The organism is Aeromonas encheleia, assembly GCF_900637545.1.
Taxonomy (GTDB): domain Bacteria; phylum Pseudomonadota; class Gammaproteobacteria; order Enterobacterales; family Aeromonadaceae; genus Aeromonas; species Aeromonas encheleia.
Map to the genome: position 1 here is coordinate 2,008,582 of NZ_LR134376.1, position 16,378 is coordinate 2,024,959.

9 protein-coding genes and 2 pseudogenes are annotated in these 16,378 nt (G+C 57.1%); 8 read left to right on the forward strand and 3 right to left on the reverse strand.

The features are described 5' to 3' along the window. Positions 1 to 22: 22 nt before the first annotated feature. Positions 23 to 1,612: a glutamine-hydrolyzing GMP synthase gene (gene guaA, locus EL255_RS09345; protein ID WP_042653655.1), complete on the forward strand. Its 1,590-nt coding sequence runs from the start codon at positions 23 to 25 to the stop codon at positions 1,610 to 1,612. A 558-nt stretch (positions 1,613 to 2,170) separates the two neighbouring features. Beyond that, a pseudogene (locus tag EL255_RS09350) lies at positions 2,171 to 5,616 on the forward strand (YobI family P-loop NTPase). 32 nt (positions 5,617 to 5,648) lie between these two features. On the opposite strand, the pseudogene EL255_RS09355 reads toward EL255_RS09350, so the two are convergent. After that, positions 5,649 to 5,790, reverse strand: a pseudogene (locus tag EL255_RS09355) (methylated-DNA--[protein]-cysteine S-methyltransferase); the annotation flags it as partial. Between the two features lie 134 nt (positions 5,791 to 5,924). Here EL255_RS09355 and EL255_RS09360 point away from each other — a divergent pair. Both EL255_RS09360 and EL255_RS09365 read left to right on the forward strand, forming a co-directional pair. Continuing rightward, positions 5,925 to 7,313 carry a leucine-rich repeat-containing protein kinase family protein gene (locus EL255_RS09360; protein WP_084228343.1) on the forward strand — a complete coding sequence of 463 codons (1,389 nt, stop codon included), beginning with the start codon at positions 5,925 to 5,927 and terminating at the stop codon, positions 7,311 to 7,313. Positions 7,314 to 7,462: 149 nt separating this feature from the next. Further along, positions 7,463 to 8,110, forward strand: a complete 648-nt coding sequence (locus EL255_RS09365; protein WP_042653762.1) for a thiopurine S-methyltransferase — start codon at positions 7,463 to 7,465, stop codon at positions 8,108 to 8,110. 291 nt (positions 8,111 to 8,401) lie between these two features. On the opposite strand, the gene EL255_RS09370 is transcribed toward EL255_RS09365, so the two are convergent. After that, positions 8,402 to 11,176, reverse strand: coding sequence for an insulinase family protein (locus EL255_RS09370; RefSeq protein WP_042653656.1), 2,775 nt, complete (start codon positions 11,174 to 11,176; stop codon positions 8,402 to 8,404). 161 nt (positions 11,177 to 11,337) lie between these two features. Here EL255_RS09370 and sixA point away from each other — a divergent pair, with 161 nt between their 5' ends. The 3 genes from sixA (at position 11,338) to EL255_RS09385 (ending at position 13,266) form a co-directional block, all read left to right on the forward strand. Next, the gene (gene sixA / locus EL255_RS09375; protein WP_042653657.1) at positions 11,338 to 11,805 is read left to right on the forward strand and encodes a phosphohistidine phosphatase SixA; all 468 of its coding nucleotides are present in this window, start codon (positions 11,338 to 11,340) and stop codon (positions 11,803 to 11,805) included. A 132-nt stretch (positions 11,806 to 11,937) separates the two neighbouring features. After that, positions 11,938 to 12,144 (forward strand): DUF1107 domain-containing protein, encoded by a 207-nt coding sequence (locus EL255_RS09380; RefSeq protein ID WP_042653763.1) that lies wholly within the window; start codon positions 11,938 to 11,940, stop codon positions 12,142 to 12,144. Positions 12,145 to 12,345: 201 nt separating this feature from the next. Next, a complete protein-coding gene (locus tag EL255_RS09385) occupies positions 12,346 to 13,266 on the forward strand; it encodes a DMT family transporter (RefSeq protein ID WP_042653658.1) in 921 nt (306 codons plus the stop codon). A 50-nt stretch (positions 13,267 to 13,316) separates the two neighbouring features. Here EL255_RS09385 and EL255_RS09390 read toward each other — a convergent pair whose 3' ends face one another. Next, entirely contained in the window at positions 13,317 to 14,933 is a 1,617-nt protein-coding gene (locus tag EL255_RS09390) for a peptide ABC transporter substrate-binding protein (RefSeq protein WP_042653659.1), read from the reverse strand. Positions 14,934 to 15,303: 370 nt separating this feature from the next. On the opposite strand from EL255_RS09390, the gene fbp reads away from it, so the two are divergent. After that, positions 15,304 to 16,338, forward strand: a complete 1,035-nt coding sequence (gene fbp / locus EL255_RS09395; RefSeq protein ID WP_042653660.1) for a class 1 fructose-bisphosphatase — start codon at positions 15,304 to 15,306, stop codon at positions 16,336 to 16,338. Positions 16,339 to 16,378: the final 40 nt, after the last annotated feature.

Consider the following 16,378-nt stretch of genomic DNA (forward strand, 5'->3'; position numbering starts at 1 on the left):
ATCAGCCTGATGCAGGAATAAAATGACTAAAAATATTCACGCTCACCGTATCCTGATCCTGGATTTCGGTTCCCAGTACACCCAGCTTATCGCCCGCCGTGTCCGTGAGATCGGTGTCTACTGCGAGCTGTGGGCCTGGGATGTGACCGAAGCGCAGATCCGCGAATTCAATCCCAACGGCATCATCCTCTCCGGCGGCCCCGAGTCCGTGACCGAGGCAGGCAGCCCCCGTGCCCCCGACTACGTGTTCACCGCCGGCGTGCCGGTGTTCGGTATCTGCTACGGCATGCAGACCATGGCCGAGCAGCTCGGTGGCAAGGTGCAATCTTCCACCGAACGTGAGTTTGGTTATGCCCAGGTCGAAGTGCTGGGTCAGTCCGGTCAGGCCAGCGCCCTGCTGCGCAACATCGAAGACGCCATCGCCCCCAACGGCCACGCCCTGCTGGACGTCTGGATGAGCCACGGTGACAAGGTGACCGAGATCCCGGCGGGCTTCGCCACCATCGCCCAGACCGCGACCTGCCCCCATGCGGCCATGGCCTGCGAAGAGAAGAAATTCTACGGCGTGCAGTTCCACCCGGAAGTGACCCACACCCGCCAGGGTGCCCGTCTGCTCGAACATTTCGTCAAAGACATCTGCGGCTGCGAATGCCTGTGGACCCCGGCCACCATCATCGACGACGCCGTCGCCCGCATCCGCGAGCAGGTGGGTGACGACGAGGTGATCCTGGGCCTCTCCGGTGGCGTGGACTCCTCAGTCGTCGCCATGCTGGTGCACCGCGCCATCGGCGATCGCCTGACCTGCGTCTTCGTCGACAACGGCCTATTGCGTTTGAACGAAGGCGTGCAGGTGATGGAGATGTTTGGCGATCACTTCGGGCTCAAGATCATCAAGGTCGACGCCGAAGAGCGCTTCCTCGGCGCCCTCAAGGGGATCGACGAGCCGGAAGCCAAGCGCAAGACCATAGGCCGCGTCTTCGTCGAGGTGTTTGACGACGAAGCCAAGAAGCTGAAAAACGCCAAGTGGCTGGCCCAGGGCACCATCTATCCGGATGTGATCGAATCCGCCGCCAGCGCCACCGGCAAGGCCCACGTCATCAAGTCTCACCACAACGTCGGTGGCCTGCCGGACGAGATGAAGATGGGGCTGGTCGAGCCGCTGCGCGAGCTGTTCAAGGACGAGGTGCGCCGCGTCGGTCTGGAGCTGGGCCTGCCCTACGACATGCTCTACCGTCACCCCTTCCCGGGCCCGGGTCTGGGTGTGCGCGTCCTCGGCGAGGTGAAGAGAGAGTACTGCGAGCTGCTGCGCAAGGCCGATGCCATCTTCATCGAAGAGCTGCGCAAGGCCGACCTCTACAACCAGGTCAGCCAGGCATTTGCGGTCTTCCTGCCGGTGCGCTCCGTCGGCGTCATGGGTGACGGTCGCAAGTACGACTGGGTCATTGCCCTGCGTGCCGTCGAGACCATCGACTTCATGACCGCCCACTGGGCCCATCTGCCGTACGACTTCCTGGGCCTGGTGTCGAACCGCATCATCAACGAGATCAACGGCATCTCCCGCGTGGTGTACGACGTCTCCGGCAAGCCGCCCGCAACTATCGAATGGGAATAAGCGGTTAACGCCTCTTCCTGCCGATAACGCAAAACTGTCAAAAAGACGCCCTTGAGGCGTCTTTTCTTTTTCCAATCGTTTGCGAGAAAATTTGGCCCTAGATCTGGTGTTGCTCGGTCAAGATCCTGCATCTAGGGCGAGCGACTTTAATTTGCGTGGCCAAAGAAAAAGGCCACCCCAGCTAAGCCGCCCGCTTCCCGGATGTCCATATCTTGCTGCAATAAGCTTGTAAACCCTATGCAGTTAAGTTGAAATGAATGAACTTCAGGGGGCGATTATCGAACTTCGGCAATAGGACATCATTAGGAATGGGCGGTAGAATGACGAAAGGTGAGTTGAAAACGTGGCATTTGTGTGTTTCCGTTTTTTAAGGGGGCGTTAATTCCGTATCATATGATAAAGACAATCACTTCTCTAACACGCAGGCTTGCTAATCGCCTTGATAGTGTAGTGTCTTGGCTGGAGAGTAAAGACCGCTCCGCCAACACTCCATCTAAGTTCGTGGACCTTGCGCCAACTGATGAGGCAGACAAGACTGGCGTATATTCCGAAGCGATTATGTTTGCTACAAATAATACTAAGGTCTCCAACATTGCTCTAACTGGTCCTTATGGTTCAGGAAAGAGCAGTATTATCCAATCCTTCTTACTGAAATATCGACGGCCTGCGCTTCATATATCTTTGGCTTCGTTCGTTCCCGAGACAGATTCGGAGGGAGGGAAAGTGAGCCGCCAAGAGATTGAGAGAAGTATTCTGCAACAGATGCTGTATGGGGCTGATGCAAACAGACTTCCGCTATCACGATTTAAAAGAATTCAGTCTCCAAGTGCATTGGCTATATTTAAATCTCTCTTCATAATGCTTGGTATTTTCTCGCTTTGGTACGTTTTTCATCAGCGAGAATATATTGTCAGTGGAACTTACTTCACTCCATTCGATATCAGCAATGGCATAAATATTACTGTATTTACTCTTGCAGTGGTATTTTTCTGGGGGATGTTGCATCATTTTTATGTTGCTAGCTTTGGACTGTCACTGAAAAGTATATCGTTAAAAGATATTGAAATAAAACCTGCGTGTGATGACCAGACCTCCATATTAAATAGGCACCTAGATGAAATTGTCTATTTTTCCAGTCAACGAATTACGATCTCGTTATTATTGAAGACTTAGATCGATTTGAGAATGCAGAAATTTTCGTCTCACTTCGTGAGATTAACAGTCTGGTGAATGAGAATGCTGGTGTAAAACGCACCATCAGATTTCTCTACGCCCTGCGCGACGACATGTTTGTCAATACAGATAGAACAAAATTTTTCGAATTCATTATACCTGTCATACCGATCATCAACACATCGAATTCGATCGATATGGTATTGGCGCAAGGAAAGAGACTTGATCTCGATGGGTGCCTTGATCGGCAGTTTTTGAGAGAAGTATCACGATATTTGAATGATCTCAGGTTGATTCAGAACATCTTTAATGAATTCGCTATTTATGTGGCTAATTTGGAAACTGATGGAGAGAATTTGCTCGATGCCAATAAGCTCCTCGCGATTCTGATCTATAAAAGCGTCTATCCAAGAGACTTTGAGCAACTACACCGTGGCACGGGTACTCTTACTAAAATATTAAACCAGCAAGATAAACTGATTGAGTCTGGTGACGCTACCTATAGGGCCGAAATTACGGAAATCGAAAAGCAGCTTGAAATTGCTGAGCGACAAACACCTTCTAACCTAAGAGAATTACGGCAAATCTACGCTATGGCTCTGGTAGAGATGCTTCCAGCGAATGCAACGAGCGTCAGTAATAATCAGCAAGTGTGGATTGAACTTTCCAAGCTGGTCAGCAACGATATGTTCGAACAGCTGATAGACGATTCATATATCTACTGCTACTCCAGTAATGTTGGCTCCCAGCGGGTCTCTATTTCCAAATTGCAAATCGAAGTGGACTCTCAGAGATCCTACCAGCAACGCAAAGTGGAGATCGAAGGTAAAGCGATTGATATTAAGAACAAAAGCTTGCGCCGAATACACGACTTAAAATCAAAAATTGCAAGGCTTCGCACAACTAAGCTCAATGAGCTGTTGCGTTTGAATGCCGAGCGCGTGCAGGGTCTATTCGACAACTTCAGGGAAAACGGAGAGCTTGCCCGCTTCCTGATTTTAGAAGGTCATCTCGACGATACCTACTACCAATACACATCCCTCTTTCACTCGGGCCGCTTGTCACCTAATGACAATAAGTTTCTTATCCAGATTCGAGCATTTGTTACCCCTGACCCACGTTTTTCTATAGATAATCCACATGAAGTTATCGCAGCGATGCGAGATGAGGACTTCCGGCAAAACTATGTCTTGAACGTTAAACTTGTCGATAGTCTCCTAAGTGACCGGAGCCGATACTTTGTCCAATTGAGAAAGTTTTTCAATTTTATATCCTCAGAATTCGAGAGTTGCGAGGGTTTCTTTGACTCTTATTATACAAGTGGTCGCGATATTGCAGGGCTACTTTCGGGACTAGCCAACGCTTGGAAAGGTCTTGTACCTACTATTATGGCAAGCCCTAACAATATATCCCATGTAACCCAATTAGTTTCTAACCTGCCCGAAAGCCTGCTCGAAGAGCTGGCAAATAGTTTCGAAGAACTACCAGTATTTGTTTCGGAGAACCTCCCCGAAATTTTGATCAACTCACCTGAACTTGCACCAGATCGTCTGGTATGTCTCGGCTTTGAGGTCAAACATCTGGCCGCAATCAAAGAGCATTCTGAGATTGTACGCACCATGTTCGAGAAGGGGCGCTTCGAACTTACAATCGCCAATCTGGAGTACATCTATCAAACCATTTTGGGAGAGAACGATCTTGAGCAATTACGCGAGAGGAATTTCACTGCCATTCGTTCGAAGAACAACACTGCCCTGATGACGCGGATAGAGCGCGATTTAGACCGCTACCTCCATGACATCCTTGTGGTGCTTGAAGGGAATTCAAAGGAGGATGTCCAGGCTATTCTTGCCGTTATACGCCATGAAGGACTTGATCAAGATGATCTACTGATGTTTCTTGAACGACAGACGACCTTGTTGCCAACGCTAGCGAATGTTCCCGAGAGATTGCACGCAACACTGTTTAAGTTAGGTTTGATCGAACCAATTTGGCTGAACTGTCTAGCTTTTATTGAAGGTGAAGGGTTCGAGGCGCAGAGCCTGATAGAGTATCTTGACCGAGGTACTGTTCGTACGGCTATCCTGAGAAACCCTATTCCTAGTGATTCGGATTCATTAAGGCTATGCAGTTTCCTCTTCAAGGCTGGAACTCTGTCTGATTCCGCCTATAGAGAATATGCTCATGCTCTGCCAAAACCGTTCACAGAACCACCCGAAGGATTTGAAGCAGCCAAGCTTCGCATTCTGATTGATGAAGGAAAAATCATCTTCTCTAATGAGAGTCTTGATGCTTTCGCTGACAACAAGGAACTGCAGATAGTATTTGTAGCTGCAAACATCGACACATACCTGAAAGAGCCAGACAAGTTCACTCTCGACGATGATTTTAGAGAAAGTCTTCTTCGTGCTGAAATTGATAATGTAGCCAAGCTTGGAATAATTCAATTGATGGATTTGGATGCGCTCGTAGACCTCCCCGAACGGTCAGCTCTCATCGGTCCGATCATTAACAGTACTGATGCCGATCTATCCAAAATAAATAGTGATGTTGCCCAATCCTTAGTTATTAACTCCATGCCGATTGCGACAAAAATCTTACTATTTAATAAATACCATTCTCTTATGACGGATGACGAAGTACGTCTTGTTTTTACAAAACTACCGAAACCATATTCAGAAATAAAAATTGGATACAATATTCCGGTATTGAAAAAAACTCCTGAAAATCAGGATTTGGTCAGATGGCTAGATTCAAGAAACATTATCTCGTCATGGAGTGAGAGTCGTGTGTTCACTGACGAGATAAGAGTGAATCTTTATAGGCGCTGATAAGAGAAAGGGCTGATTGTGGAATCGGGAATCTACTCATATCTCGCGGCTTCCCAGGCGTGTATCGCCCCAGCGATAGCCGCCGAGCTTGCACTTTTGCTGGATAACCCGGTGGCAGGGGATGACAAAGGCGACGGGGTTGGCGCCCACCACGAGGCCGATGGCTCTGGCGGCCATCTGTAACAAAGCAGGCGATCTCGGTCCCAAATTCTCTATAATACCCCCCTTTAAAACCGCCGGACGCAGGTTCGGCGCGCTCTGATGGCTGGTTGCGCCGTCAGAGCGGTCATCAGGATTGAGAAACGGCTATGCATACCCTGGAACAGCTGCGCGCGGGCGAACTTGGCGGCGCCCGCCATCTGAAGCTCGCCGAAGACCTGACGGTTTTCCCCCCCGAGATCTTCAGCCTGAAAGAGACGCTGGAGGTGCTGGATCTCACCGGCAACCAGCTCTCAGCACTGCCCGACGAACTGGCAGAGTGCAAGAAGCTGCGCATCATCTTCTGCTCCGAGAACCGCTTCACCGAGCTGCCCGAGGTGCTGGGGCGTTGCCCGGCGCTCACCATGGTGGGCTTTAAGGCCAACCAGATCGCCACCGTATCGGCCAAGGCGTTGCCTGCGGGTTTGCGCTGGTTGATCCTGACCGATAACGAGATTGAGCAATTGCCCGACGAGCTGGGTCAGTGCACGGCACTGCAAAAGCTGATGCTGGCGGGCAACCGGCTCGAGACGCTGCCAGCTGCGCTGGCGCACTGCACCCGCCTCGAGTTGCTGCGCATCTCCGCCAACCGGCTCGAGGCATTGCCCCTGTGGTTGCTCTCCTTGCCACGGCTCTCCTGGTTGGCCTATTCGGGCAACCCCTTCTGTGAGGGGTGGGAAAAGCAGCTGGGCGAGGCGACGGCCATCGCCGAGATCCCCTGGCATGAGCTGGCCATCGGCGAACTGCTGGGGCAGGGGGCCTCCGGGGTCATCCATAGAGCGCAGTGGTTCGGTGAGGGGAGAAACCCCCGCGCCGTGGCGGTGAAGCTGTTCAAGGGGGAGGTGACCAGCGATGGATTGCCGGGGGCCGAGATGACCGCCTCCATGGCCGCGGGTCAGCATCCGGCCTTGATCGAGGTGGTGGGCCGGATAGGCGATCACCCCTCCGGCATCCCCGCGCTGGTGATGGCGTTGATCGCGCCTGAGCTGGTGAACCTGGCGGGTCCCCCCAGCCTCGTGTCCTGTACTCGCGATGTCTATCCGGCCTCGCTCGCGCTCTCGCTGCCGACGGCGCTGGAGATGGCCTGGCGCATTGCCTCTGCCGCCGCCCATCTGCATCGGCTGGGCATAATGCACGGCGATCTCTATGGTCATAACATCCTCCATGATGGGCAGGGCGCCGCCCTGCTCGGGGACTTCGGCGCCGCCTCTTTCTACCCGGTGCGGGATCCTCTGCTGGCCGCCCGGCTGGAGCGCTTGGAGGTGCGGGCCTTCGGTTGCCTGCTGGAGGAGCTGCTGGCACTCTGCCCGGCGCACAGGGGCACCGATCACGGGCTCGAGGCGCTGGTGCAGGCTTGCCAGCAGCGCGAGCTGGCGCTGCGGCCAGCCTTTGCCGAGATCTGTGCCCGGCTAGTCGATGCCAGGAGTCGACTCGATCGTGACAGCCATGCTGAGGAAAGCGGGGCTTGCGCACTCCTGACGGCCGGCGTCGAGTCTTGAGTAAAACCTGCCGAAAGCGGCGCTTGGCATCGCTTTCGGTTTTGCAATCGTTTGTCTTGCAAAAAGGTGGATGAGGGGGCAACAAGGCTTGCACCGTCCCGTTGAAGTTGTGATATTGATGCATCATTGCAGATGACGAGAGGATGATGATGGAAGCGGCGTTTTGGCATCAGAAGTGGGAAGAGAACCGGATAGGCTTTCATCAGGTGGAGTTCAATCGCTGGCTGCAGACCGGCTGGTCGGCCCGGCAGGGAGATGAGCCCGTGCTGGTTCCCCTCTGCGGCAAGTCGGGCGACATGCTCTGGTTCAATCAGAAAGGCCACCCCGTCGACGGCTTCGAGCTGTCCGAGCTTGCCATCAGCCAGTTCTTCGGTGAGAACCAGCTGAGCGAGACGGTGAGCGAGGTCGGGCCTTACCAGTGCCATCAGCACGAGACGTTGCGCATCTATCAGGGTGACTTCTTCGCCGCACCTACCCTGGGGCGCCGTTATCGGCTGGCCTATGACAGGGCGGCGCTGATCGCGCTGCCGACCCCCATGCGCCGTCAGTATGCCGAGTTGATGAGCCGTCTCATCGAGCCGGCTGGACAGATCCTGCTGGTGACCCTGGAGTATCAGCCGGAGCAGCAGGTGCAGCCGCCGTTCTCGGTGGGGGAGATGGAGGTGCGCAACCTGTTCGAGCGCGATTTCAGCGTGGAGGTCCTGGGCAGGGCGACCGAGCAGGATCATCCCAGGGTGCAATCCGGCCAGCTCTCTTATTTCGATGAGGTGGCCTATCGGCTGACCCGCCGCGTCTGAGCGATGGATGAGACCAGAGGGAAGGTAAGGCGAAAGGGTGACGAGGCGAGACTCTCTTTACCTCCTTTGACATAGATCAACGTGAAAGACAGGGGCCCTGTCTAAGATGATCCTGTTTCTCAATCACTGTTGGTCTCGGTCGATGAGCTCTGGTTTGCATCACCTGGCCGATCATCAACTCAGTGTCTGATTTTCACGCTCATGTTCACTTTTGGCGGCTCTGTCGCAATTGATATGGTTTTTCCAGCCGACCCTCAGGTCGGCTTTTTATTGCCTGCGATTCGCTGGGGCTCAGGCCTCGAAGGTGCTGGCGGCGAGCCGGAACGCCTTGGGATCGTCGATGAACTGGCCGGTGATCCGCTCGTCATGCTCGTGGCCCTGGCCATAGCTGCAGAGGATCAGCCGATCCGAAGTCCTCGATCTCAGCTGGGTGATGAAGCGCACCAGATCGGCCCGGTTCAGCTTGCCTACCTCCTCGCACACCCTCTCCCGCTGATCGAAGCCGAGATCCTTGTTGCCGATGCTGACCCAGAGCCGCTGGCCCCGGCTGCGCAGGTTGGCGTCCCGCTCGCTGAGCTGGGCCTGCAGGCCCGCCTTGCTGTCCTGCCACTGCTGCTCGGTGAGCTCCAGCATGGCCAGCGGGAAGAGATCGATGAACTCCTCCACCGCATCCAGCAGGATCTGGGGTCCGGCCACCGGCGACTGGATATAGAAGATGAGGCCGGGATGGCGGTTCAAGGGCAGGTTGCCGGCGCCCACCACGTAGCCGAGCTGCTGGCGGGTGCGCAGCTCGTGGAAGAAGGTGGAGGACATGATGTGGTTGGCCAGGGTGAAGCAGGCGAGATCCCGCGCCCTGGTGGTGCGGGACTGGTAGTAGACCAGCAGCGCCGAATCCTCGTGCTCACAACCCTGCTCGCGAATGAGAGTGCCTCTGTCCTGAATGGAGATGAGGGGGCGGCGGGTCTCGGCGCTGGGCTGGCTGCTGACGCCGAGGTGTCGCTCCAGCAGCGCCGCCAGCTCGAGTGCCTCGGCCACGTCCCAGTCCCCGTGGATCAGGGTCTCCACATGCACCTCGGCAAACAGCCGGGCGACGAAGTCGGGCATCTCGTCGAGGGTGATGGTGCGCAGGTGGCGCAGCAGTTGCTCGAACGGCGGGTTGTTGGGCTGCAGCAAACTGGTGAGCTGGTTGAAGAGCTGGGAGATGGGCCTCGTCTTGGACTGGTTTTCCCAGTTGCGGATGAGCTGCTCCTTGATTTCGCTGAAGCGGGCCGGATCCGGGTAACCCAGGGTGCGGTTGCCGAGGATCATGTCGAGCAGCAGCGGCTGCTTGTCGGCGAAGCCGCTCAGGTTGATGGTGAAACCCCCCTGGTGGGCATAGATCTGGTAGCCGAGTCCGGCCAGTTCGGCCGGATAGGTGAGGGCGTTGAGGTGATCCGTGAGCAGCTCAACCGCGAGCCGGGCCATGGCGATGTGGCGCGGACTCCTGACCGCGTGCTCGCTGTCGATGGAGATATAGAGGTTGCCCTTGGGCACCCCGAACAGGTGTTCGTGCAGGTGCCAGAGCCGAAAACCTGGTCTGTCGATGAGGCAGGCCGGCAGGTCGGCGCAAAGCTCCGGCATACGGGCATCCAGCCGACTGCTGATAAAGGGGTTGGGCGCGGGCAGGTGCAGCGCGGGATCCGGCTCGCTCTGCTGCCAGCGGATCTTCTCCGCCTCCGGGATGGGGGCGATGCTGTAGGGGGTCTGATACCAGCGGGCGAGGCGATCTGTGCTGACCTCCGGCGCCTGGATGGTCATGCGCAGGTTGTGCGGGGTGAGCTTGGCGAGGAAGCGGCGGATCAGCGCCTCATCATACTCGCGCATCATGTAGTCGCCGTGGAGCAGATCGTCCGGGGCATAGCTGAACAGGTTCAGCACCAGGCCGGAGACGGTATCCAGTGCCCGGCCCCGCTCCTGAAAGCGGAAGGCCGACTCGAGCACGCTGCGCTTCTCGTCATAGCGCCAGGCCTGCAGGCCGTCACGCTCGATGAGTTTCAGGTAGCCAAACAGGGCGGCGATGATGTCGTCCACCCGCGCTAGCCCGAGCGGGGTGAGCCCGAAGCTTATGCTGAAGTCCTTGAAGTTGGCGCCGCTGATGCCGCCGCCGGCGGCGAGCTGATTGACCCAGCCCCTGGCCTTGAGCAATGAGAGCAGGCTGCCGTCCCCTTCATAGCCGATGAGGTGGCTCAGGAAGGTGAGCGGCTTCTTGTCGTAAAACGCATCCACGTTGGGCAGCGGGAAGGTCAGCGTCAGCTTGCGGCTCTCCTTGACCGGCTTGATCTGAATGCGGATGCCGAGATCATCGAGCCGGTAGAGGGGGGCGGACAGGGTCGGGGTGCCCAGGTTGCGATCCAGGATGGGGCTGAAGAAGCGCTCGCACCAGCCGAGCTGGGTCTCGATGGATTCGGGCGAGATCATCACCAGCGCCATGCGATCCGCGCTGTAGTGCCCTTCGTAGAATGCAATGAGGTCGGAGCGCAGATCCCGGCCGGGCAGATCGGCCAGGGTATCCAGGTTGCCGACCGAGAACTTGGAGAAGGGGTGGGCCGGGTTGACCGTCTCTTTATGCACTTGGTAGCTGCGCCGCACGTCGTCTTGCAGCTTGAGGCGATACTCGGAATCGACCGCGTTGCGCTCCTTGTCGACCCACTCCGGGCTGAAGGTGGGGCAGATGAAGAACTGGGAGAAACGATCGAGCCCGGCTTCGAAGAAGGCGTTGTCGATATCGAAGAAGAAGTTGGTGAACTCGGTGCCGGTCCAGGCGTTGTTGCTGCCCCCGTGGCGGCTCATGAACTGCTGATACTCGCCGGGCTTGGGATAGGTGCGGGTGCCGAGGAACAGCATATGCTCAAGGAAATGGGCCATGCCCTGCCTGTCGGCCGGATCATCGAAGTGACCGGTGTTGACGGCCAGGGAGGCGGCGGACTTGTCGGTGTCGGGATCGCAGATCAACAAGACTCTGAGCCGATTTGCCAGCTCCAGATAGTGATACCGCCGATGGTCATTAGGACTGGCATGTGGGCTCATGTGGGCTGACTCGCGGTGAATTTATTTGAATTTAAACATGATTATCGACCTCGCTATCTCACGAGGCAAACCCTTTTCTGAGAGGTAGCGCAATTGTTTCCCCCTGCATGGCGGGGTAAGATCCCCCCGCTATCTAAACAGGCCCGTTGGGCGAGGTTGTAATGAAAATCTACATCATGCGTCACGGCCAGGCTGGCATGAATGCGAAAACGGATGAACAGCGTCCACTGACCGAGCAGGGCATCGAAGAGTCCATTCACATGGCCCGCTGGTTGGCGCCCCAGCTGGCGGGAACGCTGGGCTTGGTGGTCCACAGCAACTACCTGCGAGCCAGACAGACCTGGCAGGCCATCGCCCCCGAATTGCCCGACGCGCAAGAGGTGGAAGAGAGCGGCGAGATCACGCCCTATGGCGATCCGGCGCTGGTCGCGAGCTATCTGGCCGCATTGGCGACACAGCATGAGAGCATCCTGATGGTCAGCCACCTGCCGCTGGTGGGTTATCTGGTGCAGAGCCTCTGCCCGGCGGCCGGTGCGCCCATGTTTGCCACCTCGGGCATGGCCTGTATTGAGTGGCAAGATGGTAAGGGGGTATTGCTCTGGCTCGAAGGACCACATACAATACGCTAAAAGTTAATAAAAAGTTACGAATTGGTTTTTTGGGATGAGATAGGCGATTTTTCCGGTTTTTTATACAAAATTAACGGAATTATTTCGCAGAAGCTGCTGTCATACGGATACAACTGCAAGAGGTTGCAAACGATGAGAGTGTTTAAGAAGTATCTGCCGCTGATGGTGGCAAAGCATGTCAAAACCTTCTTCAAGGGGCGGATCTATATCCACGGCAGGGGGCGCTTCGATTTCCAGTCCGGCTTGTTGATGATGCCCTCGCCAGCGGACATTCCCCACCGCCAGACGGTGCTCGAGGTCAATGAGCTGATCTCGAGACTGCACATGGATGCGGCTTGATCATCGCACCCTGATGGTCGTCCTCCCCATGCCCGCCGCCGTGCGGGCATGATTGTTTTTGGCCCTGCCGCCTCGATCTTGGTTCTGTTTGATTCCCTTTCTGCAGGCACTGCCGGGCTGCCCCGTTGCCGTACTTGCTAATCCTGTTTGCCTCTTTATACTCCCGCCTAAAATACCCACCCCCTCTTTCTGGATATAGCAATGCCCCTTGCCTTTCTGTTTCCTTTCTCCTGCATGGCCATCTGGGCCGGCAACGGTATCGTCAGCAAGCTGGCGGTGGGGGTGCTCTCGCCGGCGGCGCTGGCCTGGTCGCGCTGGATGGTGGCGGCCATTGTTCTGACTCCCTTCCTCGCCCGTCGGGCCTGGCGGGTGCGGGCCAAACTGCGGGCCGGTTTTTGCCAGCTGGCCATGCTGGCTCTGCTCGGCATGGTGCTGAACCAGACGTTCGGCTACTACGCGGCCCAGACCCTGGGAGCCACCGAGATCGGTCTGATGATGGGGCTGACCCCGCTGATGACGGTGTTGCTCAGCATCTGGCTGCTGCGCGAGCGGCCCACCTGGGGGGCCCTGCTCGGCGGCGTCATCTCCATCCTGGGGCTGGCCGTCTTGCTGGGGCAGGGGGATCCGACCCGTCTGCTCACGCAGGGTATCCACATCGGCTCCGTCTACATGCTGTTGTCGGCGGCGACCTATGCGCTCTACAGCGTGCTGCTCAAGCGCTGGGATCTGGGGCTAGACAACTGGTCCATGCTCTATGGCCAGGTGCTGTGCAGCCTGCTGTTCCTCACCCCCTTCTACCTGCTGGTGGATGGACAATGGCCCGATCGCAGTGCGCTCTGGCTCATCCTCTATGCGGGGATCCCGACCTCGGCCCTCTCACCCTGGCTGTGGATGCAGGGGATAGCGCTGCTGGGCGCCAGCCGTACCGCCATCTTCATGAACCTGTTGCCGGTGATGACGGCAGCCTTGGCCATCAGCTGGCTGGGGGAGGAGCTGACCAGCTACCACCTGATCGGTGGCGGCATGACCCTGCTGGGGGTGCTGCTGGCACAACTGCTGGTCAAGCCCGTGGTCGTGCGGCGACGGGCCAGACTCGCGTTGGCCAGCTGTCAGGAAGATTGAATGAAAAGACCGCCTCAGAGGCGGTCTTTTCGTTTACGGGGTCTAGGGCGTTACTGCGCGGTGAGATAGAGGTCCTTCGAATAGACCAGATCCTGCGGGTTGTGGTAGGGATAGCCCTTGACGAAGGGCTTGAGCAGCCGTGACTTGACGTAGAAGTAGACGGGGGCAATGGGTGCCTCCTCGTCGATCAGTACCTCGGCCTGTTGATAGAGCCGGTTGCGTTCGGCCGGATCCTTGGAGTCGTGGGCCTTGGCCAGCAGGGCGTCGTACTGCTTGTTGGACCACTTGCCGCTGTTGGCGCTGCTGCTGGAGGTCATGATGTCGAGGAAGGTGGAGGCATCGTTGTAATCCCCGTTCCACGAGTAGCGGCTGACCCCGAAATCCCCCTCGTTGAGGGCCGACACCATGGTCTTCCACTCCATGTTGCTGAGCTCGGCCTTGACCCCCAGGTTGTGCTTCCACATGGAGGAGATGGCCAGCGCTATCTTCTTGTGCCCCTCGTTGGTGTTGTAGAGGATGTCCACATCCAGCGGATTCTGCGGGCCATAACCCGCCTCGGCCAGTAGTGCCTTGGCCTGGGTGAGTCGCGCCTCCTTGCTCATCTGCTCGCTGGGCGGACGCTTGAGCTCGAAACCATCCACGCTGGGAGGGGTCAGGCTGAAGGCCGAGATCTGGCCCTGGCCCAGGATCTTCCCGGTGATGGTGTCCCGGTCGATGGCCAGGGAGAGCGCCTTGCGCACCCTGACGTCGTCGAAGGGTTTGCGCTGGGTGTTGAACACATAGTAATAGGTGGCAAGCGAGGGGGCATTGATCAGCTCATCAGGGCTCTGGCTCTTGAGCTGCTGGTACTGCTCCAGCGGATAGGTGGTGTAGTGCAGCTCGCTCGAGCGATAGCGGTTGTAGGCCGCCGTCTCCGAGACGATCTCCAGGTAGATCACCTTGTTCAGCACCGTATGAGCATTGTCCCAGTAGTGGGTATTGCGCTCGGCGATCAGGCGCTCGTTCGGGGTCCACTCCTTGAGTGCGAAGGCGCCGTTGGAGACGATGTTGCCCGGCTTGACCCACTCATGACCAAACTTCTCGATGACCGCCTTGGGCGCCGGGAAGGTGGTGTAGTGGGCTAGGGTCTTCAGGAAGAAGGGAACCGGGTTTTTCAGGGTGATCTGCAGGGTATGGGCATCGAGTGCCTTGATACCGAGCGCCTCCGGTGCCTGCTTGCCCTGGATGACGTCACCGGCGTTGACCACGCCGGTCAGCTCGATGAACCAGGCGTAGTTGGAGGCGTTCTTGGGGTTGGCCGCTCGCTGCCAGCCATAGACGTAATCGGCCGCGGTGACCGGCTCGCCGTTGGACCACTTGGCCTCGGGTCTGAGCTTGAAGGTGTAGACTGTGCCGGTGCTGTCGAGCTCGTAACTGAGCGCGCCTGCGGCTCGCAGCTTGCCGTTGCTGTCCAGACTATAGAGTCCCTCGAACAGATCGTTGACGATGTCGCTGCCCGCGCTCTCTTCTGCCATCTGGGGATCGATGGAGGAGGGCTCGGTGCCGATGTTGCGCACGAAGGTTTGTTGGTCGCTGGGCAACAGCTTGGTGCCATCAGGCACCTGGGCCGCCAGGGCGGGGAGGGCGAGCAGGGTGGCAACCGTGCCGGCAATGAGAGTCCTTTTCATTGAATATCCTTATGTTTTTTTGCTTCCAAAGCCAAACCAATATGCTGTATTGGCGACGAGATCTCAAGGGGGGCTCAGGCCGCTTTTCAGGCATTGGACCGGATGGGGGCCGGGTATGGGAGAGGGGCGAAGATGAATAATTGTCACGAATTAACATGAAGAAAGAGGCCGATTGAAACCTGTTTTTCAGCGTTCCATCGCGTTTTTACGGGGCAAACTGGTGATTTATACGCCGGCTTAATTCGCTGCAAAAACAAAAAACAGGCGTTACATTAGGTTACAAAATAACGCAGCCGAGGATCGGCACTTTTTTTGCCGATGCTTGCAAACGTTTTCAAAGGCCAACGGAAACGCTCCTAAAGGAACAAGAATGCGAAACATGATCACCATGGGCGAGTTCATCGTCAAAAAGCAGGCGGACTACCCTACCGCGACCGGTGAGCTGACCTCACTGCTCAGCTCCATTCGTCTGGCTGCCAAGGTGGTGAACCGGGAGATCAACAAGGCGGGGCTGGCGGACATCATCGGCTCCATGGGGGCCGAAAACGTGCAGGGCGAGGTGCAGCAGAAGCTGGACGTCTATGCCAACGAGCGCTTCAAGGCGGCGCTGGAGGCCCGCGGCGAGGTGTGCGGCATGGCGTCCGAGGAGGAGGAGGACTTCGTCTCCTTCGATTCCGAGCTCTCCCGTCACTCCAAATACATTGTGCTGATCGATCCCCTCGACGGCTCCTCCAACATCGACGTCAACGTCTCGGTCGGTACCATCTTCTCCATCTACCGCCGGGTCAGCAAGCCGGGCGCCGGCGTGACCCTGGAAGACTTCCTGCAGCCGGGCAACCGCCAGGTCGCCGCCGGTTACGTGGTGTACGGCTCCTCCACCATGCTGGTCTACACCACCGGCTTCGGGGTCAACGGCTTCACCTACGATCCCTCCATCGGCTGTTTCTGCCTCTCTCACGAGAACATCCGCATCCCCGAGGAAGGCAAGATCTACTCCATCAACGAGGGCAACTACATCAAGTTCCCGGACGGGGTGAAGAAGTACCTGAAGTATTGCCAGGAGCGGGACGAGGCGACCCACAGGCCCTACACCTCCCGCTACATCGGCTCCCTGGTGTCGGATTTCCACCGCAACCTGCTCAAGGGCGGCATCTACATCTATCCGTCTGGCACCAACTCTCCGAACGGCAAGCTGCGCCTGCTCTACGAGTGCAACCCCATGGCCTTTTTGGTGGAACAGGCCGGTGGCAAGGCCTCCGATGGCTTTGGCCGCATCATGGATGTCCAGCCCGTCGCGCTGCACCAGCGCACCCCCTACTTCGTCGGCTCCACCAAGATGGTGGAGCGGGCCGAGGCCTTCATGCGGGAGTTCTCCGCCCACGAGGATCCGGCCAGCCAGGGTTGATGCCTGCGCCAGCCGCATAAAAAACGGGAGCCGATATGGC

Bases quoted from the DNA above. Each gene is read 5' to 3' on its own strand.
- guaA (WP_042653655.1), top strand. From the start codon at position 23: ATGACTAAAAATATTCACGCTCACCGTATCCTGATCCTGGATTTCGGT.
- fbp (WP_042653660.1), top strand. From the start codon at position 15,304: ATGCGAAACATGATCACCATGGGCGAGTTCATCGTCAAAAAGCAGGCG.
- EL255_RS09370 (WP_042653656.1), bottom strand. From the start codon at position 11,176: ATGAGCCCACATGCCAGTCCTAATGACCATCGGCGGTATCACTATCTG.
- EL255_RS09380 (WP_042653763.1), top strand. From the start codon at position 11,938: ATGAGAGTGTTTAAGAAGTATCTGCCGCTGATGGTGGCAAAGCATGTC.
- EL255_RS09385 (WP_042653658.1), top strand. From the start codon at position 12,346: ATGCCCCTTGCCTTTCTGTTTCCTTTCTCCTGCATGGCCATCTGGGCC.
- EL255_RS09390 (WP_042653659.1), bottom strand. From the start codon at position 14,933: ATGAAAAGGACTCTCATTGCCGGCACGGTTGCCACCCTGCTCGCCCTC.
- EL255_RS09360 (WP_084228343.1), top strand. From the start codon at position 5,925: ATGCATACCCTGGAACAGCTGCGCGCGGGCGAACTTGGCGGCGCCCGC.
- EL255_RS09365 (WP_042653762.1), top strand. From the start codon at position 7,463: ATGGAAGCGGCGTTTTGGCATCAGAAGTGGGAAGAGAACCGGATAGGC.
- sixA (WP_042653657.1), top strand. From the start codon at position 11,338: ATGAAAATCTACATCATGCGTCACGGCCAGGCTGGCATGAATGCGAAA.